Source organism: Legionella norrlandica, from assembly GCF_000770585.1.
In the GTDB taxonomy this organism is placed as follows: Bacteria; Pseudomonadota; Gammaproteobacteria; order Legionellales; family Legionellaceae; genus Legionella; species Legionella norrlandica.
In genome coordinates, this window is sequence record NZ_JNCF01000016.1 from 25,944 (window position 1) to 51,403 (window position 25,460).

Below are 25,460 nucleotides of genomic sequence, written 5' to 3' on the forward strand. Positions count from 1 at the left end.
ATCGCTGCAACACTTGACCTATCAGTCTTACTCATTTATCTTGACCATTTTAATCACGTCAACCTTGATCATGAAGCAAGCGGCTTTAACGAATCCCCTAGCAATAGATTCTCCAGCACGAAGTGAGTACTTCAGAGTTATTGCTGTATTTTTTGCAGGTTTATTAGTACCGCTTGGATTCGCACCCTTCCATCTGCCAGGAATAGCAATTCTAAGTCTGGCATTTCTATTTTCCGAGCTTCTTCAATGTACTGACAAACGCGGATTCCTTCTCGGCTTTGTATATGGACTAGGTTATTTTGGCACTGGAGTATCCTGGGTTATCATTAGTATTCATGATTATGGGCAGCTGGATTATTTTCTTTCGGGGCTCGTCACATTACTATTTATTATATATCTCTCTTTATTTCCTGCTTTGGTTAGTTTCTTTTTTAAACTACTGTCATCCAAATGCAATACATTCCTTACTATGCTTTTATTCAGTACCCTTTGGTGTTTTGGAGAATTCTTTCGCTCTAAATTATTTACAGGATTCCCCTGGCTATTAATTGGCACGACGCAGATTGACACTCCATTGAAATATATTGCCCCAATAATTGGTATTTATGGTCTTAGCCTCATTTGCTCGTTCCTTGCCACGCTATTAATTCTTGCGATTCGAGACAATACAATCAAACGATTTTATTATGTTAGCACTTTTGTCTTAATTTTTATTTTGCCATCTTTAGGAAAGAATATTCACTGGACAGAAACCAAGAAAGATCCAATTTCTATTGGTGCTATTCAGCCCAATCTCTCAATGAGGGATAAATGGGATGAAACTCTGTTCTGGAATTTATTAAAATATTATGAAAAAGCAACCAACAAATTATTAGGAAAAAACTTAATTGTTCTTCCTGAATCAGCCATCCCTTTACCTGAAAGTTATGTTGAAGATTATTTACTGAAACTGCATAAAAAAGCATTGAGAGCAAAAAGCAGTTTACTTGTGGGAATCTTGCAACCCACAAATAACGAAGAAACTAATTTTTACAATTCCATCATCGGATTAGGAGAGGCAACCGGGAGTTATGTGAAACGTCAATTAGTCCCATTCGGAGAATACATCCCAAAACCTTTCGTAGCCATTAATCGATGGCTAAATCTCCCTGAGCCCAATGTGATTCCCGGCAAAGCAACTCAAGCATTAATTAATGTTAATAGTCACCCTATTGCCAGTTTAATTTGCTATGAAATCGCTTACCCACACATCTTAAGGCTACAGATGCCTATGGCTCAATGGATCGTGTCGGTTAGCGATAATGGTTGGTTTGGCCATTCTTTAGCTAGCTATCAACAATTACAAATGGCGCAAATACTATCCTTAATGACAGGACGCTATCAAATCGTTGTAAACAATGATGGGTTATCCTCAGTCATTAATGATCAAGGTTCTATTGTAGAAGGACTACCTGCTTTTGACTCTGGGATATTACAAACAAATATTTTCCCTGCTCAAGGTAGCACTCCCTGGATTATTTGGAGCGACTACCCAGTGATTATTTTTTGCTCTATTTTTTTTATTTTTATACTGCTTTTGCATTTTAACCTACTTAGCGAAAAAGAATCTATTGCTGGCAAAGGCAAGAGGGGGTATCCTTAGCGATTCCGTGTTATTAAATTTATTGGACTATGGATAATACCTATACCCCCCAAGAAGTTGAAGAACAAGCACAACAATATTGGCATAAAAAGCAATCGTTTAACGTTACTGAAGATTTAAACAAAGAGAAATTTTATTGTTTATCCATGTTTCCTTATCCCAGTGGAACACTACACATGGGGCATGTACGAAACTATACTTTAGGCGATGTGATAGCCCGTTATCAGCGTGCATTAGGGAAAAATGTTCTTCAACCTATAGGATGGGATGCTTTTGGGCTGCCTGCTGAAAATGCTGCCATCAAAAATAAAATCCCACCTGCAGAATGGACTAGAAAAAATATTGCTGCCATGAAAGAGCAATTTTTACGTTTAGGAAATGCTTATGACTGGAAAAGAGAAATCACTACTTGTGATCCGGAGTATTACCGTTGGGAACAATGGTTTTTCATCCGTCTATTCGAAAAAGGATTAGTTTATAAAAAGAACGCTGTTGTTAACTGGGATCCTGTTGATCAAACAGTGCTTGCTAATGAGCAGGTGGTTGATGGTCGCGGATGGCGCTCCGGTGCTTTAGTTGAACGCAAAGAAATCCCCCAATGGTTTATTAAGATTACCTCCTATGCTGATGAGCTGTTAATTTCTTTGGATACTTTGGATGAATGGCCTGCCCAAGTAAAACAAATGCAGCGTAATTGGATTGGCAAGTCTATAGGCACAGAAATTTATTTTAATGTTAACAACTATCCCAAACGGCTAAAAATCTATACTACTCGACCAGATACTCTGATGGGAGCTACTTATCTTGCTGTAGCGACAGATCATCCTTTAGCAAAAGAAGCTGCTTCTAATAATAAAAAAGTTCAGGAATTTATTGACAGTTGCCAAGGCGTTAAAATGGCTGAAGCAGAGCTGGCAACTATGGAGAAAAAAGGCGTTGATACAGGAATGACAGCAATTCATCCTATAACTGGTCAAGAATTACCAATATGGGTAGCCAACTTTGTTCTCATGCAATATGGTTCTGGGGCTGTCATGGCAGTACCTGCACATGATCAACGCGATTGGGAATTTGCTCAAAAATATAAATTGTCTTTAAAGCAAGTCATCAAACCAATCAATGGAACACATGATTTTACTCACTCAGCCTATACAGAAGAAGGAATCCTGATAAACTCAAATCAATTTGACAACTTACCTTCTACTGAAGCGATTCAAGTAATAACTCATTTCCTGGAAGAAAATGAGACTGGCAAGGCTACGATTAATTATCGTTTGCGAGACTGGGGGGTTTCCAGACAAAGGTATTGGGGAACACCTATACCGATGATAATATGTGAGCAGTGTGGTGTTGTCCCTGTTCCAGATGAAGAATTACCCGTGGTATTGCCAGAGAATGTTGATTTTACTGGCCCAGGTTCTCCTCTTGCTCAATGCAAAGAGTTTGTAAATGTTTCTTGTCCTAAATGTGGTCAGGATGCCACTCGTGAAACAGATACTTTTGACACCTTTGTTGAATCGTCCTGGTACTATGCTCGCTTTGCATGTAAGGGGCAAGAAAATGCCATGCTTGATGATCGGGCTAAATATTGGACCCCTGTTGACCAATATATTGGGGGAATTGAGCACGCAGTTATGCACTTATTATATGCACGGTTCTTTCATAAACTCATGCGGGATGAAGGGTTAGTTAATTCTGATGAACCATTTAAAGCTTTATTAACACAAGGCATGGTCTTAAAAGATGGTCATAAGATGTCAAAATCAGTAGGCAATGTAGTTGATCCCAATCATCTGATTGACACTTATGGAGCTGATACAGCGCGTCTATTTGTTATGTTTGCCTCTCCTCCTGATCAATCATTAGAATGGTCTGATTCTGGGGTTGAAGGCGCACACCGCTTTTTAAAACGAATTTGGGCTTTTTGCCATCAGTACAGAGATATGCTCATTGATATCAATGACACTATCTTAAGTGGCAATGGTCATGTGGATTGGCAAGATGCTGAATCACGCCTAAAAAAATCACGCCACATCGTTCACCAAATACTTGCTCAAGCAACTCATGACTACGACCGAAATCAATTCAACACAGTTGTTTCAGGTTGCATGAAGCTATTTAACGAAATATCTAGTTATTCTATTGAAACTGAAAATGATAAATTTTTTATTCATTCCAGTATCAGTATATTACTCAGATTATTAGCTCCAATTACCCCACATATTTGCCATTGTCTCTGGCAACAACTGGGTTTTGATAAGGCAATAATTGATTCTCCATGGCCTAAAGTAGATAAGAGTGCTCTCAAAACAGATGAAGTGGACTACGTTGTACAAGTTAATGGAAAGTTAAGAGCCCAATTTACCGCAAGTACTGATGCCTCGGAAGAAGAGTTAATTGCCGCTGCTAAGGAGCATGCTCATAACTTTGTGGCAAATCTCACTATTAAAAAAGCGATTGTGGTTCCACATAGGCAATTAATAAACCTGGTTGTTGGCTAAAATGAAATGAATAAATTGGATTTAGAACTTATTCCAGAACCTGCGAAATATTTTGCGCACTCGAATAAACCAAGGATGGCATTACCTCTGTTTGCAAAACGCCTTGGAATTGTCAGAAAGGCTTTGAGTTTCAGCAAATGCATCGCATCTCTTATAGTGCTCTTATGTTTGACATCTTGCGGCTTTCATTTGCGAGGAATGATAGACATTCCAAAATGGCTGAATAATGTTGCAATTATTTCTAACGACGGGAATAAAGAACTCACTTCTTTGCTCAAATCTCAGTTAGAAGGATATCAAATTGATATTAACCCGGAACCAGCACGTGCAACATATTGGTTAATTATTAAAAATTCAAATTTACAGCAGCAAATTGTCAGTATTGGTGCCAGTACTAATCCAAGGCAATATCAATTAATCTTGACTGTTGAGTTTATGTTACAGACACCTAAAGGCCAGATCATTAGTCCCTCAAGAAAAGTTGCAGTAAATCGGCAACTCACTGTAAATAATGACAGAATCCTTGGATCTAATGAAGAAGAGGCTCTCTTAGTCAGTGAAATGAGACATGATGCTGTTATTCAAATCATTAATCGCTTAAGTCGACAACAATAGAGGAGTACTTATATAAACAGAAAGTTCCTTCATTGCGAGCATAAGCAAGACAATCCAACAGATTTTAGCTTAAAAATCAATGAGATCTGAATACAATGCAAATTAATCAACTAGCCCTTACTCAGCTGTTACAAAAAAAAGCATTCCCTCTTAATATAATTATTGGTCAGGACACCTATCTTATAGATGAGACATTAAACAAATTAAAAGCCACATTTAAAAAATCATCTGAATGTGATGAGAAAACACTGTCTATTCAATCCCCAGAAGATTGGCGTATTGTCATTGAAGAGGCGAATAATTATTCCTTATTTTATCAAAATATTATTTTGACTATTTTTTTTGACAAAAAAACGATGGATACCACAGGAAAAAAAATTCTCGGTGAGTATCTGAAATCGATAAATTCACGCAGTTTTATTATCATCAGAGCCCCTAACCTATCTTTAAAACAACTACAATGGTTAGCGAATGAAGAGCAGGCACTGGTTGTCAGTGCACAACCACTCCATCCAGAAGCAATGAAAAAATGGATTGATAGCCAATTAAAATTAAACGCTCTCAATTTTGATCCCGGCATCCCTGAATTAATTTATCAATATACAAAGGGAAATATGCTGGCTACTGCCCAGGTTATCGAGAAAATTACTTTAAGTAATGTATCAGGTAGCCTGCTCACTCCTTACTTAGTTCTAGAACATTTATCAGACCAATGTGATTTCTCGCTTTTTGAACTAGTTGACACGTGTTTACTTGGTCACGCTGACAAAGCAATTCATATCTTAAGGCAAGCTGCCAATAATAAGACAGAAGCTACTTTAATTCTATGGATACTTACCCAGGAGATTAGGATAGTATTGCAATTATTATTCCTCATGCAACAAAAAATAGATGTCAAAACAGCATGTCAAAAATTAAAAATTTGGCCTCAGCGACTGCCCCTTTATCAAGCAAGTATTAAACGATTAAACGCTTTATTTTTACAGCAATTGCATCATTATTGTCAGTCCATTGATGAAAGAATTAAATCCAATTCAAACATCACAGTATGGCATGCGCTAGAAAATATATCTCTTTCTCTTTGTCTGGGGCGATTGATAGGTGATGTATGCACAGCATAGCAATTTTTGGAGGTACCTTTGATCCAGTCCATAATGGTCATATTATGACCAGCCTAAGAATTCAAGCTCATTTTAAATTTGATGACTATTATTTTCTACCTTGTAAAATTCCTGCAATAAAACCCCCTTCTTACGCTAATAGCAAACAAAGAGTTGAAATGCTAACACTTGCAATCAAACCCTATCCAGATTTTAAACTGGATACGCGAGAACTAGATCGTGATACCCCTTCTTATATGGTACACACCTTAGAAAGTTATCGAGCAGAATACAACGACTCATCCATCACATTAATTATTGGATATGATTCATTATTAACCCTGCCACAATGGCACCAATGGAAAAAAATAATTACTTTAGCTAATTTGTTAGTCATAACCCGAGAGGAGTTCTCCAAGCATCCCCTACCTAGTCTCGTTCAAATTTTTCTTAAACAATATAGAAATGACGACAAAAGTGCGCTTTTCAATCACCAGGCAGGGGTGATTTATTTATTTGATGCAGGCCGGTATGATATCTCTTCAAGCAGAATAAGAGAGAAATTCAAACAACATAAAGATCCTAAAAACGACTTGCCAAAATCTGTATATTATTACATTAAGAAGCAGGAACTGTATCAATAACACTTTCTGTTTTATCGACAGCTTTCACTTGCTTAATAAATTCAGGCAAATGGCTATAAATTAAGTCTACGACGGGATCAAACCGTGCATAAAGCTTGGATTTTTGGGAATATTCCTGGTAAGGCAAAGACGTCATTTTAACAGCAACCATAATCAAAGCAACAATAAAAACACCTCGCAAAAAACCAAAACCCATCCCTAAAGTCCTATCTGTGCCACTTAAACCAGCACGTCTTAAAATAAAACTAAGAACAGCATTCACTATCCCACCAGCCAATAAAGTACCAAAAAGAATAATGATAAAACCAATAACAGTCCGTACTGATTGTTCCTGAACATAAGGACTTAGCCAAGGATCCAAATGTTGTGAATAATTAAAACCTAACCAGATAGCTAATACCCATACGCATAACGCTACAAGCTCTTTTACAAAACCACGGAATAAACCAGTCAATACTGACAAAGCGATAATTGCAACAATTGCTATATCAACCCATTGTAGTTGCATGACTAACTAACTCCAGTATTCACAATCAAACCATTTAATTGCATAGAGCTTGCTAAGAGAGTTTTCAATTTGATTACATCTTCTCTAACAGGTGAATGGCCTACAAATACTTTATATAGAACACCATTTCCACCTTTCGATTTCACATAATTAGCCTTATATCCCTTACTCTGTAATCGATTAACCAAAGCTTGAGCATTGGATATTTGCGCAAAAGAAGCCAGCTGGACAGCATAAACCTCTCTTTTGGGAGCCGATCTTGTGTTAGCAGCCTTGGAGACTGGATTTGTTTTTGAGCTGGTGCCATTCTTAGCAGTAATAATCGGCGCCACCTTCGATGGCTTTGTAGCAGCTAATGTTATGACTTTTTTTGCTGTAGTATTCGCTGCTTTGTTAACAGCTAATTTAGCGGACTCTAATTGAATAGAACTCGCTCGCTCAGTTTCAATTTTTGCAATTTCAGAAGCTTGATTAGGTTTGCTGTCCGAAGAAATTGGCTCAGCTTTTACTACATTAGGTAATTGATTTTCAGTAGAAACAGGAGGAATTTCAGCCTTAGCAATTTTTATTGTTTTAAATACCTCTTTTTCCTCCGTGACTACTACATCAGGAGATATAGGTTTAGGTGGTAATTTCACCTTTACACTAAAATTGCTTTCAGGGTTTTGACTAGATTTCTTTATCAATGCAGGAGCAAAAATTGCTCCCAATGAAATAATAACGGCCAAGCCTATCAAGCGATGTTTAACTTTTTCATCCATTACCAGTTTCATTGATTCTCCTTCTGCTCCAAAAGATGAAATTGGGCAGCCATTACCTGACTAACCGTAAAAAATGAACCATAAATAATAATTAAATCCCCTTCTGATGCCTGCTTCATTGCCGTTTCAAATGCAATAATCGGGGTATTATAACAAACTTCTAAAAAAATTTCTGCTTTTCTGAACATAGAAAGCAATTTCTCTCCGTTGGCAGCCCGTTTATTATCCAATTGGGCAGGATACCAGCAATCAACATCATTTTTTAAGGGCATGATCAACCCATAGAGATCTTTATCTTTTAAAGCAGAAAAAACAGCATGAACACGCCCTTTTGTATTAATTTTTTTTACGGTATCTGCCAGCAACTGTACAGATTGTGGATTATGAGAAACATCATACAAAATACTCACTTTACCTTTTTGTAACTGTAATCTCCCAGGGATATTAATTTGTCTCATTGCTTTATTTATAGCATCATAAGGCACTGGTAAATCCTTATGCAATAAATGACAAGCTGTAATAGCCGCAGCAGCCGATTTAAGATGGATATTGGGTTTGGGTAAATTGTTTAATTTATTGCCAAGATAATAAAGCCCCCAGCTGCCTACCTCCTCCTGATAAAAATAATCTCTACTATATAGATAAGAAGGTGCCCCAAGCTGGTCTGCCACCTCTATAACACTTGCAGGAGGAGAGTTGTCTGCATATAGAAATGGCTTGTCTTTACGTATTATCCCTGCTTTTTCATAACCTATCTGCTCTAGAGTTTCACCTAGAAAATCCTGGTGATCAAAATCAATAGTAGTAACGATAGCTAGATCAGCATCTACAATATTGGTAGCGTCTAAACGCCCTCCTAATCCAACTTCAAGAATCACAAGATCCAGGCTGTGTTGTTTGAAATACCATAAAGCAGCCAGTGTTGTCATTTCAAAATAAGTTAAATTAGTTGTTTGGCGTGCTTCCTCGATAACAGAAAAAGCCAAACATAAATCCTTATCTTGGATGGGATCCAGGTTAATACGAATTCTCTCATTAAAGGTAAGAAGATGAGGGGAAGTATAAGCACCAACTCGAAAGCCTGCCTGGTGATAAATCGTTTCTAACGCTGAGACAGTAGATCCCTTGCCATTAGTTCCTGCAACGGTTATCACTTTACATTGTGGACGATGCAAATTTAACTTCTGGGCTACAGTCAAAATCCTTGTCAAGCCAAGTTGTATTTCTTGCGTATTCCTGGTTTCCAGGGTAGTCAACCAATCATTTAACTCCCATTTATTCAGTGGTGCGTGCAAAAAAATTCTCCACTCCTCTATGAGTCAACTTAGAAACCAATTCTGCTATAGTAGCCCTAAGATGTTTGCGTTCAACTATCATATCAATATGGCCATGTTCAAGAAGGAATTCACTTCTTTGGAAACCTTCAGGTAGAGTTTGTCTCACTGTTTGCTCAATAACACGTGGGCCGGCAAAACCAATTAACGCATTTGGCTCAGCAATAATAATATCGCCAAGACTACCAAAACTAGCCGATACACCACCCATTGTTGGATCAGTTAACACAACAATAAAAGGTAATCCTGTCTCAGCAAATTTTGCCAAGGCAGCTGAAGTTTTAGCCATTTGCATTAGAGAAAATAAGCCTTCTTGCATACGTGCCCCACCACTGGCTGTAAAACAAATATATGGACGCCTTTCGTCAGTAGCAACATTAATCGCCCTAACAAATTTTTCTCCTACTGTTGCTCCCATGGAACCGCCCATGAAATTAAACTCAAAAGAGCTGACAATCACTGGCTGTTGCATTAAAAAGCCTTTTACGACGATCAGTGCCTCTTTCTCACCTGTCGCCTTCTGGGCTTGAGAAATTCTGTCCTTATATTTCTTAGAGTCCCTGAATTTTAACCTGTCTTGTGGTTCCAAGGCAGCAGCAACTTCTTCTTGTCCTCCTTCATCAAGGAATTGAGCAATTCGCACACGTGCTGAAATTCGATGATGAAAATTACAGGATGGGCACACCATAAAATTTTTTGCCAACTCTGTACTATAAAGTACTTCATTACATCCAGAACATTTAACCCACAATCCTTCCGGCACACCTTTTTTTTGAGAAGTCTCTGTTCTTATTCTTGATGGTAATAATTTTTTAAACCAGCTCATAAGTTAGAACCTACATATTATTGATGTCGGATATTATATACTCAAGAAACTTCAAAATGCTATTTTTAGCCTCCTGCTTTTTTGCGGTGGAATCTCTTTTAGCCTCTAAATTACCATTTTCTCATGAGATTTGTAGTAGAGTTTGAACTAAAACTAAGACTACGATGGAGATTGACATTATTTTCAGAACACAAATTTAAAGTTTTTTCATGACGTGCCGCCAAACAAGATAGGATGGATAGTTGGGATCATTATGAATAGATTTACAACACTAATAATATCCATAAGCTGCCTGTTTATAAGTATTCCCCTGGCACATGCTCAAAAGCGATATGGAGAAACTCTTTGTAACCTGCCAGAATATTTTTGCATGAAAGTAAAACATAATGAAACCTGGGAAAACCTTTTTCCTAATATTGAAGAGCGAGATATCATCAGAAGAATTAATCGTATGAACGTTAGGCTTAAATCAGGAATGATTATTGCCGTCCCGAAAAATATCGAACGCCTGACTATTTACGATGTGTCCCCTTTCCCTCGATATATTGAGCCAAATGGAGAAAAAACTATTTATGTCAGTCAAAAAAAATTGGCCTGGGGAGCTTATGATGAGGATGGTGAACTATTATGGTGGGGACCTATATCTTCTGGTATTGGTAAATGTAATGTAGTAGGCGGATGTTCTACACCAACTGGTTCATTTCGAATTATTCGCAAACAGGACATTGATTGTGTTTCTACAGTCTTTCCCAGAAGAGCCAACGGAGAGCAAGGCGGAGCGCTCATGCCCTACTGCATGCATTTTTTCAGAGGCTATGCATTACATGGAAGTTATGAAGTCCCAGGATACAGAGCAAGTCATGGATGCGTTCGCATGTTTATTGAAGACGCACGTTGGTTAAATGAAGAATTCATTGACCTTCCTGGCGGAGGAATGAAAGGGACGCGTGTAATTCTTGATGCTCCAGATGAATAGGAAAATAGTTCTGATATTAACCAGCCTTATAAATAGACAATTTATAACCAACCTGATAATATTTTATTTAGTGAATTTTACTACTAGGTATGTTAACGTATAAATTTTAAATTGACTAAATGAACATAATAAATACATTCCATAAAAAATCAGGATATAAGGAAATACTATTATCCATATCCTTTTTGAGTAATAGCTTATATAGAAGCAAAGATTGTAAATAGAGGGAGAACTTTAAAATAATGGCTCATTATAAGGCACAGTCAGAATCGATTAATAAATTTACTATGAGTTCAATAATGCCGTGGATGGTGTGGGGGTTAGGATGTTTATTCTATTTTTATGAGTGTTTGTTGCAAGTCTCCCCAAGCGTAATGAGCAATGAGTTAATGAGAGATTTTTCTGTTACCAGTCATACACTGGGTATTTTATCTGGTATTTATTTTTATTCTTATGCTGCCATGCAACTTCCTGGCGGTGTTTTAATGGACTATTTTGGTCCACAGCGGCTATTGACTCTTGCCACAGTTGTTTGTGCAATAAGCACTATTACATTTGGTCTGACTGAAAATTTCTTTATGGCTTGTGTGGCAAGGCTCATGATAGGGTTTGGCTCGGCATTTGCTGCAGTTGGTACCATGAAATTAGCAGCGAACTGGTTTCCTGCTCAAAAATTTGCTTTATTAACCGGCTTAATGGTCACTATAGGAATGATGGGGGCTATCGGTGGGGAAAGCCCTTTGGCGCTGCTAATTGATAGCTTTGGCTGGCGTGAAAGTATGATTATTATGGGCAGCATAGGGCTTCTTTTAGCCACCTTACTCATATTAATTGCCAGAGACACTCCCAAGAATTTTGCACCTCCCATCCATCAACACCCTGTTGAAGAAGAGCATTTAATTCCAAGCTTATTCACTTTAATAAAAAATAAACAACTTTGGCTGGTCGCTACCTATGGTGGATTAATGTACATGGCAACCCCTGTATTCTGTGGGCTATGGGGGGTTCCTTTCTTGATGAATAAAATGCTAATTACAAAATCTTCAGCAGCAAATTTCATCTCATTAGTGTTTGTGGGCTGGGCCATTGCCAGTCCTTTATGGGGCATATTCTCAAATCGTATAGGACTACGGAAACCACCTATGTACATTGGATGCATAGGAGCAATGATTTGTTCGCTACTCTTCATTTTTGCTCCGATTACTTCTCCTCTCTTGATGGAAATATTACTTTTTGCCTTTGGTATTTTTTCCGCAGGTTTTTTGCCAGCTTTCTCTGTTGCCAAAGAATTATGCAATAAAAAATACGTAGCGACTGGGCTTAGTTTCATGAATATGATGAACATGATAGGAATAGCTTTGGCTCAACCATTAATTGGCTATATTTTGGATAAAATGTGGGAAGGACAGATGTTAGGAACGGTAAGAACTTATCCATTGGGAGCATATTACACCGCTTTGTCAATCCTACCATTGGGTATGCTCATTGCGCTACTGATATTACCAAAAATCAAAGAAACCTATTGCCAAAGTGTTAATTAATGAAATAATACCGCAATTTCAATTTGTAGAATTAAAATGATTAAAAAACTATATATCAAAACGAATGGCTGCCAGATGAATGAATACGATTCTTCTAAAATGGCAGAAGTGCTTCACGCCTCACATGGCCTAGTGAAAACAGACCAAGTTGAAGAAGCAGATGTTATTTTGCTGAATACTTGCTCAATTCGCGAAAAAGCGCAAGAAAAAGTATTTTCCCAGCTCGGTCAGTGGCGGGAATATAAAGAGAAAAATCCCCATGTGCTAATAGGAGTGGGGGGGTGTGTAGCAAGTCAGGAAGGTTCTGATATTATAAAAAGAGCCCCTTTCGTGGATATTGTATTTGGTCCTCAGACCTTACACAGGCTCCCTACCCTGCTTAATGAAAGACTTGCTAAGAATAAGTCTGTTGTTGATATTAGCTTCCCAGAAATAGAGAAATTTGATCACCTTCCGGCTCCAAGAGCAGAAGGTCCAACAGCTTTTGTATCCATAATGGAAGGTTGTAGTAAATATTGTAGCTTCTGCGTAGTTCCTTACACTCGCGGTGAAGAGATAAGCAGGCCATTTGACGACGTGCTGGCTGAATGTTACCAATTAGCAGCTCAAGGCGTAAGAGAAATCAATTTACTCGGTCAAAATGTTAATGATTATCGTGGCATCATGGAAAACGGGGATACGGCCGATCTCGCCTTGTTAATTCACTACATTGCCGCCATAGAACAAATCGGTAGAATCCGCTTTACTACTTCACATCCTTTAGCATTCTCAGATAATTTGATTAATGCCTACGCAGAAGTTCCAGAACTTGCCAATCACTTACATCTTCCTGTACAAAGTGGTTCGGATCGTATTTTGTCTTTAATGAAACGAGGTTATACCGCTTTAGAATTTAAATCAAAAATTCGCAAATTAAGGAAAGTTCGGCCTGATATCCGCCTTTCTACTGATATAATTGTAGGATTTCCAGGGGAAACAGATAAGGACTTCCAGGATACTATGGACCTTGTGCATGAAATTGGCTTTGATACTTCTTTTAGTTTTATCTATAGCCCCAGACCAGGTACTCCAGCCGCCAATTTGCCTGACAACACTCCTCTGGAAGTCAAAAAACAACGGTTACAAATTTTACAGAATAGATTATTAATGAACGCTTCTCGTTATAGCCAAGCGATGATTGGCAGTAAGCAAAAAATTCTAGTGACAGGAGCATCCAAAAAAAGCGCACAACAATTATCTGGTCGCACAGAATGTAATCGTGTGGTTAATTTTGATGGGCCACCTCATTTGATTGGACAATTCGTAGAAGTTCAAATTAATGAAGCATTACCTAATTCATTAAGAGGACGTCTATTTGAAGTGGAGATGCAGCCAGCCTAATGATTGAACATATTCAACAACAGATAACCGTACCTCTTAAATACCATAACCAGCGTATAGATAGCGTGATTGCTCAGCTGTTACCGGAGTACTCACGCTCACTAATCAGTAACTGGATTAAAGCAGGCGCTATAACTCTTAATCTTAAGCCATGCAAACCCAAGGATAAAACCCTTGGTGGAGATCTCATCGAGATCAGCATTAACTATAAAAAAACCAATGCTGACTTTAATCTTTGTGAACCTGAAAACATTCCAATTCAGATAATTTATGAAGATGAAGAAGTTATCGTTGTTAATAAACCAGCTGGACTGGTTGTGCATCCAGGAGCAGGAAATCGCGAACATACTTTAATTAATGCACTACTTCATCACGTACCCTCATTACAACATTTACCACGTGCTGGAATTATTCATAGATTGGATAAAGACACCACCGGATTATTGATTGTTGCAAAAAGCTTAATTAGCCACACGTCACTCATAAGACAGATGCAAGAACGAGAAATCAAGCGCCATTATTTGACTTTAGTCCATGGACACATTATTTCTGGAGGAACAATAGATACAGGATTTGGGAGACACCCAAGAAACCGATTGAAAATGACTGTGTCTGAACACGGACGTCAAGCGGTCACTCATTATACCGTCAATAAACAATATAATGATTTTACTTTGCTAGATGTTCATCTAATGACTGGACGTACGCATCAAATTCGGGTACATATGAATTATATCAATCATCCTGTCGTAGGAGATCAACTCTATGGTGGCCGAATGAGATTTCCTGCCCACGCTAGCGACCATGTCCTTTCAACATTAAACCAATTTAAACGACAAGCACTTCATGCGCGTTCCATTTCATTTTATCACCCAATACAAAAGATGGAATTAACGCTGGAAGCACCATTGCCTGATGATTTTACATTGCTACTAAATACCCTGGATCAACATTATGAAAAATAGAATAGCGAACTGGCCAGCTCCTAAAAACATTATGGCTTTGAGTACCACACGCTTGTCAGGGTTTAGTCAAGATCCTTATACCAGTAATAATCTTGGACTGCATGTTGGAGATAAAAAACACCACGTGCTAAAAAATAGACAACAACTTGCAGAGCTCATAGGTCTTCCATCAGAGCCAGTTTGGTTAGAACAAACTCATAGTACTATATGCATCACAGCAGAAGAAGATAATCACAGAAATGCGGATGCAGCAATAACTCGTTTACCCAAATTACCCTTGGTTATACTCACAGCAGATTGTTTACCCGTAATGCTTTGTAATAAGCAAGGAACCGAAATCGCAGCCATTCATGCTGGATGGAAAGGCCTTTGCAATGGCATCATAGAAAATACACTAAAAAAGTTGAATAGCAATGCTGCAGATATTCTTGCATGGATAGGGCCTGCTATTTGCCAAAAATGTTATGAAATTGGTGAAGAGGTCTACTTGTCCTTTACCAATCAATACCCCTTAACTAGGAAAGCATTTGAGCCTATTCAAAACAAATGGTTGGCCAATTTGCCTCAAATTGCTGAAATAGTTCTTAACTTGAAGGGCATAAAGGCAGTATTCCAGTCAAATTTATGTACTTATGAGTTAAAAAATGAATTCTATTCCTATCGAAGAGAGTCACAAACAGGTAGAATAGGAACTTTCATTTGGATTAATGAGTAAAACAGGATTAATAATATGATGACACGAATAAAATTATTTATAGCAACTTTGCTGATCTTTTTCATTCCTATGGCTAATGCCGCGCAAGACGCGGCTACTATGCCCAGTTTAGCCCCTATGCTAAAAAACGCTATGCCTGCTATTGTTAATATAGCAGTACAAGGATATTTGCCTAATGATGTTGCTTCTTCTGGGCATTCAGATGACGAAGACAGTCAAAACAATAAACAACCATCAAGAACCCCTGAAAAAGGTAGAAAATTTGAAAGCATAGGTTCTGGAGTAATACTCGATCCCAAAAATGGTATTATTATCACTAATGACCATGTTATACGTAATGCTAATTTAATCACTGTAACTCTACAGGATGGCAGAAGACTAAAGGCTCGTTTAATTGGGGACGATAGCGAAACAGATTTGGCAATTCTAAAAATTGATGCTAAAAATTTAAAATCTCTTGTCATTGGCGATTCCGACAAACTAGAAGTCGGAGACTATGTTGTAGCTATTGGAAATCCATTTGGATTAAATAGTTTTGGAAACAGCCAATCTGCTACCTTCGGAATAGTCAGCGCATTAAAGCGTAGTGATTTGAATATCGAGGGAGTTGAAAACTTTATTCAGACGGATGCGGCAATTAATCCTGGTAATTCAGGAGGAGCTTTAGTTAATGCCAAAGGTGAATTGATTGGTATTAATACAGCGATTATTTCACCTTATGGTGGTAATGTTGGAATTGGTTTCGCTATTCCTATCAACATGGCAAAAGATGTTGCACAACAAATTATCAAATTTGGCTCGATTCATCGTGGCTTGATGGGTATATTCGTACAACATTTGACTCCAGAACTTGCCCAATCCCTGGGGTATTCCGAGGATTTCCAAGGAGCTTTAGTATCTCAAGTTAATGAGAATTCTCCTGCACAATTGGCTGGCTTGCAAGCAGGTGACGTTATCATACAAATCAATGATACAAAAATAACTCAAGCAACTCAGGTAAAAACTACAATCAGCTTACTACGTGCTGGCTCTACTGCAAAAATTAAAGTGCTCCGAGATAACAAACCTCTAACTTTAGACGTAGAGGTAACAGATATCAAAAAACATGAACAAAAATTACAGTCCAACAACCCTTTTTTTTACGGATTAGCTTTACGTAATTTTGAACAAGAATCTCCCCCTCATGGTAATGTAGTAGGAGTTCAAGTAGTGGGGGCTTCTGAAACTAGTGCCGGATGGCGTGCAGGACTAAGACCTGGAGATATTATAATTTCTGCTAATAAAACTCCGGTTAAAGACCTTAAATCCTTGCAAGCCGTTGCTCGTGAGAAAAAACAACAATTATTAGTCCAGGTACTAAGAGGACCAGGAGCTCTTTATCTTTTAATTGTTTAGGTTTAGAAATCCCTTTATCCCACACAATTGGAAAGCCAAAAAGGTGTGGGAAAATTTAGTTTGAGCAGTTCTGCTGAGTCACCTAGGCAGAACTGCTCATCAGAACCACAACCCCTGCCCCTGCATCAAAGTTAGTTACTGTTCCGATTATAATGGCACAAAATCAAGCTTCAATATCAGAGAGACAATACTCTCCCCATGCCCCCCCAACCCACCTACAGCATGAGTTGTTATATGGCAATCATTCACCTAACTAACTAAAATGAGTTAGTGACAGTTGAACTATTGTCGCGTTCTATTGCCATCTCAGATTTTGTACTTTCTCTTATATCTGCTAAACTCTTTTTTATCTCAGATTGTTGTTCTAAAGCAATCTGACTATTAGTAGAATCTTTTTGAGGATTCTCTTGATGAGCCAAACTTTGAGATTCAAGTTCTGACTTTAGTTGTGTTAAATCATTTCGAAGAGTTGAACAATCCTCGAACCGTTTTTGAGCCTCTCTCTCTTCTTTAGTGGTTAAGCTAAATGATAAAGTAAAGATGGCGCGCAGAATACGCAATAAGATATTCATTTTAGATGGTGGTGGTTCTGAGGGAATGACATCTGCCTCAACCTTCTCAATAAAAATATTTAAAGCATCTGTATATTTATTGTGCATTTGTTCTCTGATTAAATCATCACCCTGATAAAGCTCAGGAATGTCCCTTGCTTCCTGTAATCTATTTTTTAATGTTTTAAGACTGTTATATACTGGATCTGAAGCATAAGAATCCGGATATTTTTTTTCTAAAAATGCGCTTAAGCGATCAGCCAAACTAAATAACTTTTCAACCCTGTCGCTAATTTCCTTAACAGACATTTTAGGCTTAGGTTCTTCAAGCATTTGGAGGGTAAATTTGGTGGCCATTGCCTGTAATGGAAGCGTTACTTTCTGGCCAAAATCATTTAAGCTAGCATCCATATATTGCTTATAATTTTCATAAAATGCCATACATTGCTTTAGAACACCTCCAAGGTCACTGTCTTCATCGTTAAGAGCCTCTTTAGATAATAGAATCAGCCTATCGGCTTCTTTATTTAGCTCATCAATATTAGAAAACCTGGTGGGCTCTATTTTGGTGGGGATAGCATACCCTGCATTTGATGCGACTTCCTTAAGTTGTTTTATATTAGCAAATAATAAGTCGCTACTCTTTTCTCTCAATAATTTTTCCTCAGGAGAAAGATTATATTTTTCGAGTGATTGAGAATAATTAACCAAAACTGAACTTACAACTAACCGAGCAACTTCCGCCTCTTTTTGAGCAAAACCTACTTCATCGCCGTCTTTAGGAATCACTAGGCCATCCTTGACAAGACCACCTACTAGTTGAGCATAATTGTCTTTGCCAATAGCATCAATAACCTCAGATTGTAATCTTGATTTGTCTGGAGTGAGTAAAATGGGGGTAATGGCATTTAGTATAGGACGCATATAATTTTCCATGCTTCCTGCCTGAGCCAGGTTTTTAAAAAACGTTTCACTATTTTCGATAGGCAATACCATTGCATCAAATATTCTTGATAATTTGCCAATATTGTCGGAAATTGCATCCTGGACAACTTTTTTTGCTTGATTTTGCGGACCATCTTTCTGAACGTCTGCCATTAAGTGAGATAAAAATTGGTTTTTAAAAGCCTGAATAAAAATTTCATCTACATCTGTATATTTCATAATTAAATTCCATTGCTTTCAAGAGTTCATAATTTCTATTATATTAAAAAATACTTAAGGAAAAGTGATCAAATAAAATCCAATTGAAAAAATTATTATAAAAATATCCAAACAATCTTGACATCAACGCTCGAAAAAGACAAAATCACGCTCCAATAATGGCTATGTAGCTCAGCCGGTTAGAGCGCGGCACTCATAATGCTGAGGTCGGTGGTTCGAGTCCACCCATAGCCACCAATTAGTTCAAATCTCCATCAATAAAATAAATATCTTTTCTAATCTTGAATAATCAACAAAAACTATAGTAACATTTCAATTCTTTGATTTATAAAATGGATTTTATCTTGTTTAAGAACCATCTAAAATTTTTTATTAAACCCGTACTTCTTGGCTCATTCAGTTTATGCTATGTTGACATTGCCTCATCATCTCAAGTGGTTTATGGGGTACAAAATGCCAAACATTTTACAGGGAATACACCAAGCCAACCGAACAATACTTTAAGGAAAAAGACTACGCCATTCAAACCCCAAATCACAAATCAGGCCATTGGTACGTAGCAGCTAAAATAGGTGCTCAAGAAAGGGATATCGATGATCAGTTTATTGTAAATAACGGCAGTGGGTTCCCCAGTCCTTTTGACAAAGACATCTATACCACCAATTCCGATTCCTCTATGGTATTAGGCATTGGTGCTGGATATCGATACACTGACCTAGCAATTCCTGCAATATCCCTGGGAATACACTATTCGCATTTCTTGAAGACACATATTAATGGACAAATTATTCAATACAGCTTACCTGAATTTACTAATTATGATTATCAATGGAAAGTAGTATCCGATTTAGTATTGGCTACCTCAAAGATGAATGTATTCCGATGGAAAAATTTAATGCCTTTTGTTCAAGGTGGCTTGGGTATTAGTTCTAATCGGACAAGCCAATATTATGAGATTGCATTGCCAAACGTCACCCCGCGTATTAGTCCCAATTTTACCAATCACACCACCACTGTATTAGCCTATCAATTCGGGGCTGGATTAGACTGGGAAATAAATCCTCAATGGCTCATATCCTTAGGTTATGAATATTCTGATTTAGGTAGATTCAGATCAGGGAGTGGCCTTGATAGCTGGAGTACCGAAACTTTATATTCGGCCAATTTAACAAGTAACGCAGCCATATTAGCGCTTACCTATCAGTTTGGGTAATTTAATTTGAGATAGTTCATTCATGAACAAAAGGATCATCATGAAATACCTTATTCGCACCATAATCAGTTTATTTTTTATATTATTTTCATTACTTAGCCATGCAGGGAAAGATCCCATCAGTTGGACTGTTAGTGCTTTATTCCCCTCTCAAACCAGTGTCGGACAAACTTATACTGTGACCTATACTTTTACTAATCAATTACCTATGCGTTTGGTAAAAGCATTGATCATTGAACACTCAGCGAGCCCTGCTAGTGAATTTAGTTTTGAAGATAAATGCAGCGGACGTTTATTATTCTCTGGGGAATCCTGTACTGTTGTTGCTGCATTAAATCCAATGCTCATTGGAACCAAAACCTTGCAATTAACTATTGCGGGGTATAGCAGAGACAGAGTGCCATTACCTCAAATTAGTACATTCAGCACCGGACAATCTTTAAGCCCTATCATTGGGAATGTCACAGACTCATTGCCTTCTCGAATGACACTTGGCTCAAGCGCCACCTATCAATTTAGTTTCATCAACCAAAGTCAAACAGTAGCTACTAATTTATCAGTTAATGTTATCCAATCATTGGGCACGCCAAGTTTTACAACAAATTGCAATACGACACTTGCCCCTAATGGAGGAACTTGCTTGGTCGAGGGAACCTATACAGCCACTGCGAGTACCCCTTCTATCCAACAAGTGGCGGCTCAATTATCTTATGCGGGCCCTTTAGGAAGCCCAACTACAGTAAGGACTCTCACTCTAGTAACAAACCCAGCATCACCCTTAGTCGGAACCCTAGTTCCTCCTAATTATTTACCCCCATTATTAACCCCAGACACCCAGTATTATACTGTGCAATTTTTATTTACAGCCTCTGGAACAGTGGATATTACAAGCAATGGCACCATTGCCTGTCTTCAGGGAAATAGTGATTGCACAGGAAACATAATTCCTGTCTCTAGTAGCTGCTTCCCTCAAACATTAACTAATGCCGCCTGCCAAATGACTGCTAGATTCACCACACCTGCCGCATCTAATCCACCAAAGACGTATACTATCACGGCACAAGTTCCATACTCAGTTGGAGGCACCCCACAAACGCCTGCAACAGCACAGACCTCAGGAACAGTGGTAGCCACATTACCAACAAGTAGAACAGTCACTGTAAAAAATGAATGTAATTTTGATGTATGGTTTTCATTGAATGGAGCTCAATTAAATAACTCACCTACTTGTTATCAAGACACCGACTGCCCTGCAGGTGCGAGCTGTGATGCCGTTAAAACAAATAAATGCTTTTGGACTAACCCTTCACCAACTAATCTAAGCTATTTATTAGCTGCCAATGGCGGTAGCAATAATGTAACGATTAATGTCAATCCAGGAACTGATCCCAATATTCAATGGAGTGGAAATATCTCTGCGAGTCTTAATTGTAGCGGATCCAGTTGCCAACAAGTAGCTTGCAATAATAATGGTGGTACGGCTTCTTGTGCGCCTGGAATCGGTTTCACTCAACCAGCAACACAAGCAGAAATCACGATGAATTTAAATAATGCTGATAGTTATGATGTAGAAGTCATTAATGGTTTTCATATCCCAATCTCTATGCAACCGGTTTATTATCAAGACTCAACCACCACAATTTATGCTACAGCAGATAATTACAATTGCGGGGTTCCAGGAAAAGAAACAATTGGCAATGGGTTTGGAGCATGCAATTGGAATAATGCTACAGTTCCAGGGAATGGATTCTACTGGGTAACAGGCGGTGGAAATACTTGTTCCATTACTGCAACAAATTCAGGTTGTTCTGCAACCACCTTGTGTGGTCTGGACAATAACTTTAATCAAGTTTGCGGTAATTTCTTAGGATATTGGTCTGCTGATCAAGTATGTGGCTCCAATAATGTACCTGCTGCAGTTCTGGAATACTTCAAATGCAATCAACCACTGCCGACCAATACCACTCCGTATTATCCTTCAGGAGCTGTATTATCTGATTTAATGTTATGTGCTGTACCCAAGGGATATACGGGTCCAAGATATAATACTTGCTACAATCCTTATCCATCCTATTCCTCTACAGAAATCGCTCAATGTTGCGGATGCGTCGATTGGTGGAATCCTGATCAAACAAACAACGTTGCGATAGGAGCTAATTCCAATACTGGAAGTTGTACTCAACCTGGTCATAGCCAACCACAAACCAATGCTCAATGGAATCAATACGTACAGCCAATGCTGCAATGGATGAAACAGGCATGCCCTTCGGCATACACCTATCCTTTTGATGATAAAACCAGTGGTTTTAGTTGTACTAATAACTTGCCAGGGCAACCTAATTCCGCGGGCTATATCGTCACTTTTTGCCCAGGAGGAATAACAGGTCTTCCAAGTGGGAAAACTGATGGACGATAGGTAGACATATCTTCCACAACTCTACTGTAAAGAGTAATCTCTTTGCAGTAGAACTTGATAATCTGACGAATAAATTTTAAATTTTCAACGCTGAAACACCTGCTATCTCCTGTAATCCAAATTGGCTGCGCAAACCCCACATCTTATGGCTGTTTAATATTCATTTAATATTAATATATTACAATCAGGCCTTGCAAAATTTATTATGAAACCACATGATTAATAACAAACAAATCCAAGACACGCCTTTAACTGATGGGAAAAAATTGAGTGATTTTCAATCAGTAGCACCAAAATTAGGAGGAAAAAGATGGGGATTTGTTGGAAAAACAGAAAAAGAAGAAGGCATGTATTTGGTAAAACGTGAGCTTGGAGGCTATGAGACTGTAATCACAGCAGCTGAAAATGACATGATCGTCTTAGAGTGCCTCAGCGCTACTTTAATAAAACTAATTTTGGGGAATTCTTTCGCAGCTGAAACAACGCCAGTAAGACTTGATAAGGAAACATTTACTCGCCATATAAATACAGAAGAGGGTAATGAGTTAGTTACTGAAACGCTTCCTGTGAATGATTTATCGAACTATGGATTAGCATCCAAAATATTGACGTGTAATAGCTATCAAAGAAATAAAAAAGTAATCTTCGATGATGATGAATTAGTAAAACTATCATTAATCGTTTGCTTGCTTGGTGTATCTGATGTGAAACAAGAGCATTTAATAGATCATTATAGTGATGAGGGCTCCTACTTAAAAAGACATACTGCTATTATTGATTGCGCTGCCGATTTAAATGGACATACTCGCTCGTTAGATTCTATTCTCCTAGGTAATAAAACAATTTATCCTATTAAACCGAAATATTATGGTGTCGCTTTAAAAATATTTCATCGAATAATAGATATCGAATTTGACTTGATGCTAGCTGTGGATAAGTATAAACACATTCAAGTTTCTGAGTTATGCGATAATTCAGTTTTAAAAAATAAGTTACATCTGCTTGTTTGTCATATAAAAAACTGTTTACCTCAATTAGATATGAAAATCCAGTCTGCTGTCTTAAATGGAGACTTGAAATTAGACCACTATGTTTATTTAGAGTTAGCTCGCATGCTGGAACGATTTCCTGAGAAATATCGATTACGAATTTTACTTGATAATATAGCTATTTTTAAGAAAGAAGATGAGGTAGATCAAGAAGAAATTTTAAATCTTCTGACAGTAGTAGGTACAAGTGAATTATTTATGCAATATTTAAATAATAAGGGGAATTCGTCGATGCCATCAATTGGCGAGAATCATTATTCGCTGTTTAATTCTGATAATAGGGATGAAGCGACCAAGCAATCCAATGACTTTAAAATTGCTAATAATCACAGCAGTTTTTCATAAAGATCGTCCGAGTAAGGGCTTGTTTTTTCAATCAAAGCCAATTTCTTTTTTCTTGAGCTACCATTGAGCGGTTTCTCTCGAGCTATGGAACTTTCCAAACCAAAAATGACCAAATAATATACAATATGTCTACTACCGTGCTATTTCAACGAATTAAAGCTACTGGATTGCTTAGTCGCTAAGCTCCTTGCAGCGACGGCTTTAAACGTGAGTCCTAATTATTTCCTGCATTTCAAAAATTTTCCTTTCAGCAGAAAATTGATTTGGAAACATATTAATTCCCTCTTCACGCATCCGAGGTGCTAATTCAGAGAAATATTTCTCTAAATCATTTCTGCTGTTTAGTTGATACTGAACGGTCAATTTTTCCTGTTCAGGGTCTTCCGATTTTTCTTGCCTCAAAATACATGCTTGTATAAATCCGGGAAATTCTATTATTTCTCTAACATGCTTACTTAACCATAATCGAAATTGGGAATAGACATCAGCATCAATTGTTAAGCTTACTTCATAAATAACCATAAATTTTTTCCTTCGAAATGTATATTATTTTGAATAAAACCAGTTCCATTTTTTTAAGTTTTAAATGATAATGATTATCATTTTCATTTAAAACTTAAAAACAGAACTAGTGTTGTATCTAAAAAGTAATATTAAAACCAAAATTATTTCGGGTGTATTGGGGATTATCAGTAATATATTGGTTTTTGCTAATACTGGGAATACCTTATTTAAAAGCGAGAAATTTACCTATGATGGTCATATATTTTTTAATGCCACCAATTCAGCAATACAAGGCGAAAAATATTTATTGAATCAGCAATTGTCCAATATCAAACTAGGTTCTGAATTGCATGTTACTGATTGGAATAAAATAAAAGGATTATTAATTTTTAATACCTTACCTACCCCTGTTGCTCCTCAATTATACCTTGAGCAATTCTATGATGAGTTTCAAATACCCTCTTCCAATGCCTTTTTCTCAATCGGAAAAAAATGGTTAACCTTTGGAAGTTATAAAAGCGATTTAATTTATAAACCTTTGACAAAGGCTTTAGGGCAAACCAATGAAGTCACTGCTGTTTTTGGTTATGATTCTTCCTTTTATACTAATGCCTCTTTTTTTGAGCCTTACTCTCGAGTAAAAAGCTCATCGCTGCCCCTTTATTACAATCTAAATACAGGACTGCATAATGAAACAGTCGATGTAGGAGCAAGTTATTTATACTCTTTAGCAGACAGCCAATTATTTCAATATAATAAAGGTTTTGGTGGGTTTTTATCTCATTCATTAAAAACAAGAGTTCCGGGATTTGCAACTTATTTAAATGTTAAACATAAGAAAACAAGCACTTATCTAACGTATGTTTCTGCAGTTAGCCCATTTGCCATAGAAGATTTGAGTTATAACAATAAAAGAGCGTTGCCAAAAGCATTCAGCGTACAAAGTAGTTATGATATTAATACCAAAAAAATCCCTATTAAAATAACTGGCTTTTATGATTACTCCTTTCAGGCTCTAGCGCTAGGACTACCTGAGCAGAGAATTGGTGTCGGTCTATCTGCTAATCCCTCACCTTATCTTAGCATCCAATTTCAATATTCTAAAGACTATGGCTATGGAAATAATGCCATCGCCACAGGATTAAACCATTTTGTAAGTGGTCGTAATATAAAAACAAACAATTTTGCATTACAAGCGGTATTAAATTTTTAGTTTAGACAATAACTCAATAACCAATGAATAATTGCCATTAATTTTTGGATGAAGAGCCAATAAATACTTAGAGACGCAGAATCTTCATGGCTTTTACGTCCT

22 protein-coding genes and 1 tRNA gene are annotated in these 25,460 nt (G+C 37.5%); 17 read left to right on the forward strand and 6 right to left on the reverse strand.

The window, feature by feature from the left end:
• Nucleotides 1–70: 70 nt before the first annotated feature.
• The 5 genes from lnt (at nt 71) to nadD (ending at nt 6,502) form a co-directional block, all read left to right on the forward strand.
• Complete coding sequence (gene lnt / locus OK13_RS05805; RefSeq protein WP_052117583.1) at nt 71–1,642, forward strand: apolipoprotein N-acyltransferase; 1,572 nt, start codon at nt 71–73, stop codon at nt 1,640–1,642.
• A gap of 29 nt (nt 1,643–1,671) precedes the next feature.
• Nucleotides 1,672–4,143, forward strand: a complete 2,472-nt coding sequence (gene leuS / locus OK13_RS05810; protein ID WP_035888761.1) for a leucine--tRNA ligase — start codon at nt 1,672–1,674, stop codon at nt 4,141–4,143.
• 75 nt (nt 4,144–4,218) lie between these two features.
• On the forward strand, nt 4,219–4,758 hold the full coding sequence (locus tag OK13_RS05815; RefSeq protein ID WP_081964878.1) for an LPS assembly lipoprotein LptE: 540 nt from the start codon (nt 4,219–4,221) through the stop codon (nt 4,756–4,758).
• Nucleotides 4,759–4,853: 95 nt separating this feature from the next.
• Entirely contained in the window at nt 4,854–5,879 is a 1,026-nt protein-coding gene (gene holA / locus OK13_RS05820) for a DNA polymerase III subunit delta (RefSeq protein WP_035888763.1), read from the forward strand.
• Entirely contained in the window at nt 5,867–6,502 is a 636-nt protein-coding gene (nadD, locus tag OK13_RS05825) for a nicotinate-nucleotide adenylyltransferase (protein WP_035888766.1), read from the forward strand. Before holA ends, nadD begins: the two co-directional genes overlap by 13 nt.
• Here the strand turns inward: nadD and OK13_RS05830 are convergent.
• The 4 genes from OK13_RS05830 to accD are packed head-to-tail and all read right to left on the reverse strand — an operon-like array spanning nt 6,477 to nt 9,931.
• Nucleotides 6,477–7,010 carry a CvpA family protein gene (locus OK13_RS05830; protein WP_035888768.1) on the reverse strand — a complete coding sequence of 178 codons (534 nt, stop codon included), beginning with the start codon at nt 7,008–7,010 and terminating at the stop codon, nt 6,477–6,479. The two genes, nadD and OK13_RS05830, sit on opposite strands and share 26 nt — an antisense overlap.
• A gap of 2 nt (nt 7,011–7,012) precedes the next feature.
• A complete protein-coding gene (locus tag OK13_RS05835) occupies nt 7,013–7,783 on the reverse strand; it encodes an SPOR domain-containing protein (protein ID WP_035888770.1) in 771 nt (256 codons plus the stop codon).
• Nucleotides 7,780–9,066 (reverse strand): bifunctional tetrahydrofolate synthase/dihydrofolate synthase, encoded by a 1,287-nt coding sequence (folC, locus tag OK13_RS05840; protein ID WP_081964876.1) that lies wholly within the window; start codon nt 9,064–9,066, stop codon nt 7,780–7,782. The genes OK13_RS05835 and folC overlap by 4 nt, the downstream gene beginning before the upstream one ends.
• On the reverse strand, nt 9,047–9,931 hold the full coding sequence (accD, locus tag OK13_RS05845; RefSeq protein WP_035888774.1) for an acetyl-CoA carboxylase, carboxyltransferase subunit beta: 885 nt from the start codon (nt 9,929–9,931) through the stop codon (nt 9,047–9,049). Before accD ends, folC begins: the two co-directional genes overlap by 20 nt.
• Nucleotides 9,932–10,184: 253 nt before the next feature.
• On the opposite strand from accD, the gene OK13_RS05850 reads away from it, so the two are divergent.
• From OK13_RS05850 to OK13_RS05875, 6 genes are all read left to right on the forward strand, one after another.
• Nucleotides 10,185–10,907 (forward strand): L,D-transpeptidase, encoded by a 723-nt coding sequence (locus tag OK13_RS05850; protein WP_035888776.1) that lies wholly within the window; start codon nt 10,185–10,187, stop codon nt 10,905–10,907.
• Between the two features lie 242 nt (nt 10,908–11,149).
• Nucleotides 11,150–12,448, forward strand: coding sequence for an MFS transporter (locus OK13_RS05855; RefSeq protein ID WP_035888778.1), 1,299 nt, complete (start codon nt 11,150–11,152; stop codon nt 12,446–12,448).
• Between the two features lie 36 nt (nt 12,449–12,484).
• A complete protein-coding gene (gene miaB, locus OK13_RS05860; protein WP_035888779.1) occupies nt 12,485–13,828 on the forward strand; it encodes a tRNA (N6-isopentenyl adenosine(37)-C2)-methylthiotransferase MiaB in 1,344 nt (447 codons plus the stop codon).
• Entirely contained in the window at nt 13,828–14,793 is a 966-nt protein-coding gene (rluD, locus tag OK13_RS05865; RefSeq protein WP_035888781.1) for a 23S rRNA pseudouridine(1911/1915/1917) synthase RluD, read from the forward strand. The genes miaB and rluD overlap by 1 nt, the downstream gene beginning before the upstream one ends.
• Complete coding sequence (gene pgeF / locus OK13_RS05870; protein WP_035888782.1) at nt 14,783–15,508, forward strand: peptidoglycan editing factor PgeF; 726 nt, start codon at nt 14,783–14,785, stop codon at nt 15,506–15,508. Before rluD ends, pgeF begins: the two co-directional genes overlap by 11 nt.
• A 15-nt stretch (nt 15,509–15,523) precedes the next feature.
• On the forward strand, nt 15,524–16,903 hold the full coding sequence (locus OK13_RS05875; RefSeq protein ID WP_035888784.1) for a Do family serine endopeptidase: 1,380 nt from the start codon (nt 15,524–15,526) through the stop codon (nt 16,901–16,903).
• A 257-nt stretch (nt 16,904–17,160) separates the two neighbouring features.
• Here the strand turns inward: OK13_RS05875 and OK13_RS05880 are convergent, their stop codons facing one another.
• Nucleotides 17,161–18,618 carry a hypothetical protein gene (locus OK13_RS05880; RefSeq protein WP_035888786.1) on the reverse strand — a complete coding sequence of 486 codons (1,458 nt, stop codon included), beginning with the start codon at nt 18,616–18,618 and terminating at the stop codon, nt 17,161–17,163.
• Between the two features lie 160 nt (nt 18,619–18,778).
• Between OK13_RS05880 and OK13_RS05885 the strand changes: the two genes are divergently transcribed.
• The 5 genes from OK13_RS05885 (at nt 18,779) to OK13_RS05905 (ending at nt 23,641) form a co-directional block, all read left to right on the forward strand.
• Nucleotides 18,779–18,855, forward strand: a tRNA-Met gene (locus OK13_RS05885).
• A gap of 107 nt (nt 18,856–18,962) precedes the next feature.
• A complete protein-coding gene (locus OK13_RS15215; protein ID WP_241480446.1) occupies nt 18,963–19,178 on the forward strand; it encodes a hypothetical protein in 216 nt (71 codons plus the stop codon).
• A 44-nt stretch (nt 19,179–19,222) separates the two neighbouring features.
• Entirely contained in the window at nt 19,223–19,831 is a 609-nt protein-coding gene (locus OK13_RS05895) for an outer membrane protein (protein ID WP_420911420.1), read from the forward strand.
• 40 nt (nt 19,832–19,871) lie between these two features.
• Nucleotides 19,872–22,247 carry a Dot/Icm T4SS effector LegT gene (legT, locus tag OK13_RS05900; protein ID WP_035888791.1) on the forward strand — a complete coding sequence of 792 codons (2,376 nt, stop codon included), beginning with the start codon at nt 19,872–19,874 and terminating at the stop codon, nt 22,245–22,247.
• Nucleotides 22,248–22,462: 215 nt separating this feature from the next.
• Nucleotides 22,463–23,641 carry a hypothetical protein gene (locus tag OK13_RS05905; protein WP_035888792.1) on the forward strand — a complete coding sequence of 393 codons (1,179 nt, stop codon included), beginning with the start codon at nt 22,463–22,465 and terminating at the stop codon, nt 23,639–23,641.
• A gap of 201 nt (nt 23,642–23,842) precedes the next feature.
• On the opposite strand, the gene OK13_RS05910 is transcribed toward OK13_RS05905, so the two are convergent.
• Nucleotides 23,843–24,163 (reverse strand): DUF4286 family protein, encoded by a 321-nt coding sequence (locus OK13_RS05910; protein ID WP_035888795.1) that lies wholly within the window; start codon nt 24,161–24,163, stop codon nt 23,843–23,845.
• A 109-nt stretch (nt 24,164–24,272) separates the two neighbouring features.
• Here OK13_RS05910 and OK13_RS05915 point away from each other — a divergent pair, with 109 nt between their 5' ends.
• Nucleotides 24,273–25,358, forward strand: a complete 1,086-nt coding sequence (locus OK13_RS05915) for an LbtU family siderophore porin (protein ID WP_152571597.1) — start codon at nt 24,273–24,275, stop codon at nt 25,356–25,358.
• The last annotated feature ends 102 nt before the right edge of the window (nt 25,359–25,460 follow it).

Coding starts and splice junctions, on each gene's coding strand:
- lnt (WP_052117583.1), top strand. CDS start 71: ATGAAGCAAGCGGCTTTAACGAATCCCCTAGCAATAGATTCTCCAGCA.
- leuS (WP_035888761.1), top strand. CDS start 1,672: ATGGATAATACCTATACCCCCCAAGAAGTTGAAGAACAAGCACAACAA.
- OK13_RS05815 (WP_081964878.1), top strand. CDS start 4,219: ATGGCATTACCTCTGTTTGCAAAACGCCTTGGAATTGTCAGAAAGGCT.
- holA (WP_035888763.1), top strand. CDS start 4,854: ATGCAAATTAATCAACTAGCCCTTACTCAGCTGTTACAAAAAAAAGCA.
- nadD (WP_035888766.1), top strand. CDS start 5,867: ATGCACAGCATAGCAATTTTTGGAGGTACCTTTGATCCAGTCCATAAT.
- OK13_RS05830 (WP_035888768.1), bottom strand. CDS start 7,010: ATGCAACTACAATGGGTTGATATAGCAATTGTTGCAATTATCGCTTTG.
- OK13_RS05835 (WP_035888770.1), bottom strand. CDS start 7,783: ATGAAACTGGTAATGGATGAAAAAGTTAAACATCGCTTGATAGGCTTG.
- accD (WP_035888774.1), bottom strand. CDS start 9,931: ATGAGCTGGTTTAAAAAATTATTACCATCAAGAATAAGAACAGAGACT.
- OK13_RS05850 (WP_035888776.1), top strand. CDS start 10,185: ATGAATAGATTTACAACACTAATAATATCCATAAGCTGCCTGTTTATA.
- OK13_RS05855 (WP_035888778.1), top strand. CDS start 11,150: ATGGCTCATTATAAGGCACAGTCAGAATCGATTAATAAATTTACTATG.
- miaB (WP_035888779.1), top strand. CDS start 12,485: ATGATTAAAAAACTATATATCAAAACGAATGGCTGCCAGATGAATGAA.
- rluD (WP_035888781.1), top strand. CDS start 13,828: ATGATTGAACATATTCAACAACAGATAACCGTACCTCTTAAATACCAT.
- pgeF (WP_035888782.1), top strand. CDS start 14,783: ATGAAAAATAGAATAGCGAACTGGCCAGCTCCTAAAAACATTATGGCT.
- OK13_RS05875 (WP_035888784.1), top strand. CDS start 15,524: ATGATGACACGAATAAAATTATTTATAGCAACTTTGCTGATCTTTTTC.
- OK13_RS05880 (WP_035888786.1), bottom strand. CDS start 18,618: ATGAAATATACAGATGTAGATGAAATTTTTATTCAGGCTTTTAAAAAC.
- legT (WP_035888791.1), top strand. CDS start 19,872: ATGAAATACCTTATTCGCACCATAATCAGTTTATTTTTTATATTATTT.
- OK13_RS05905 (WP_035888792.1), top strand. CDS start 22,463: ATGATTAATAACAAACAAATCCAAGACACGCCTTTAACTGATGGGAAA.
- OK13_RS05910 (WP_035888795.1), bottom strand. CDS start 24,163: ATGGTTATTTATGAAGTAAGCTTAACAATTGATGCTGATGTCTATTCC.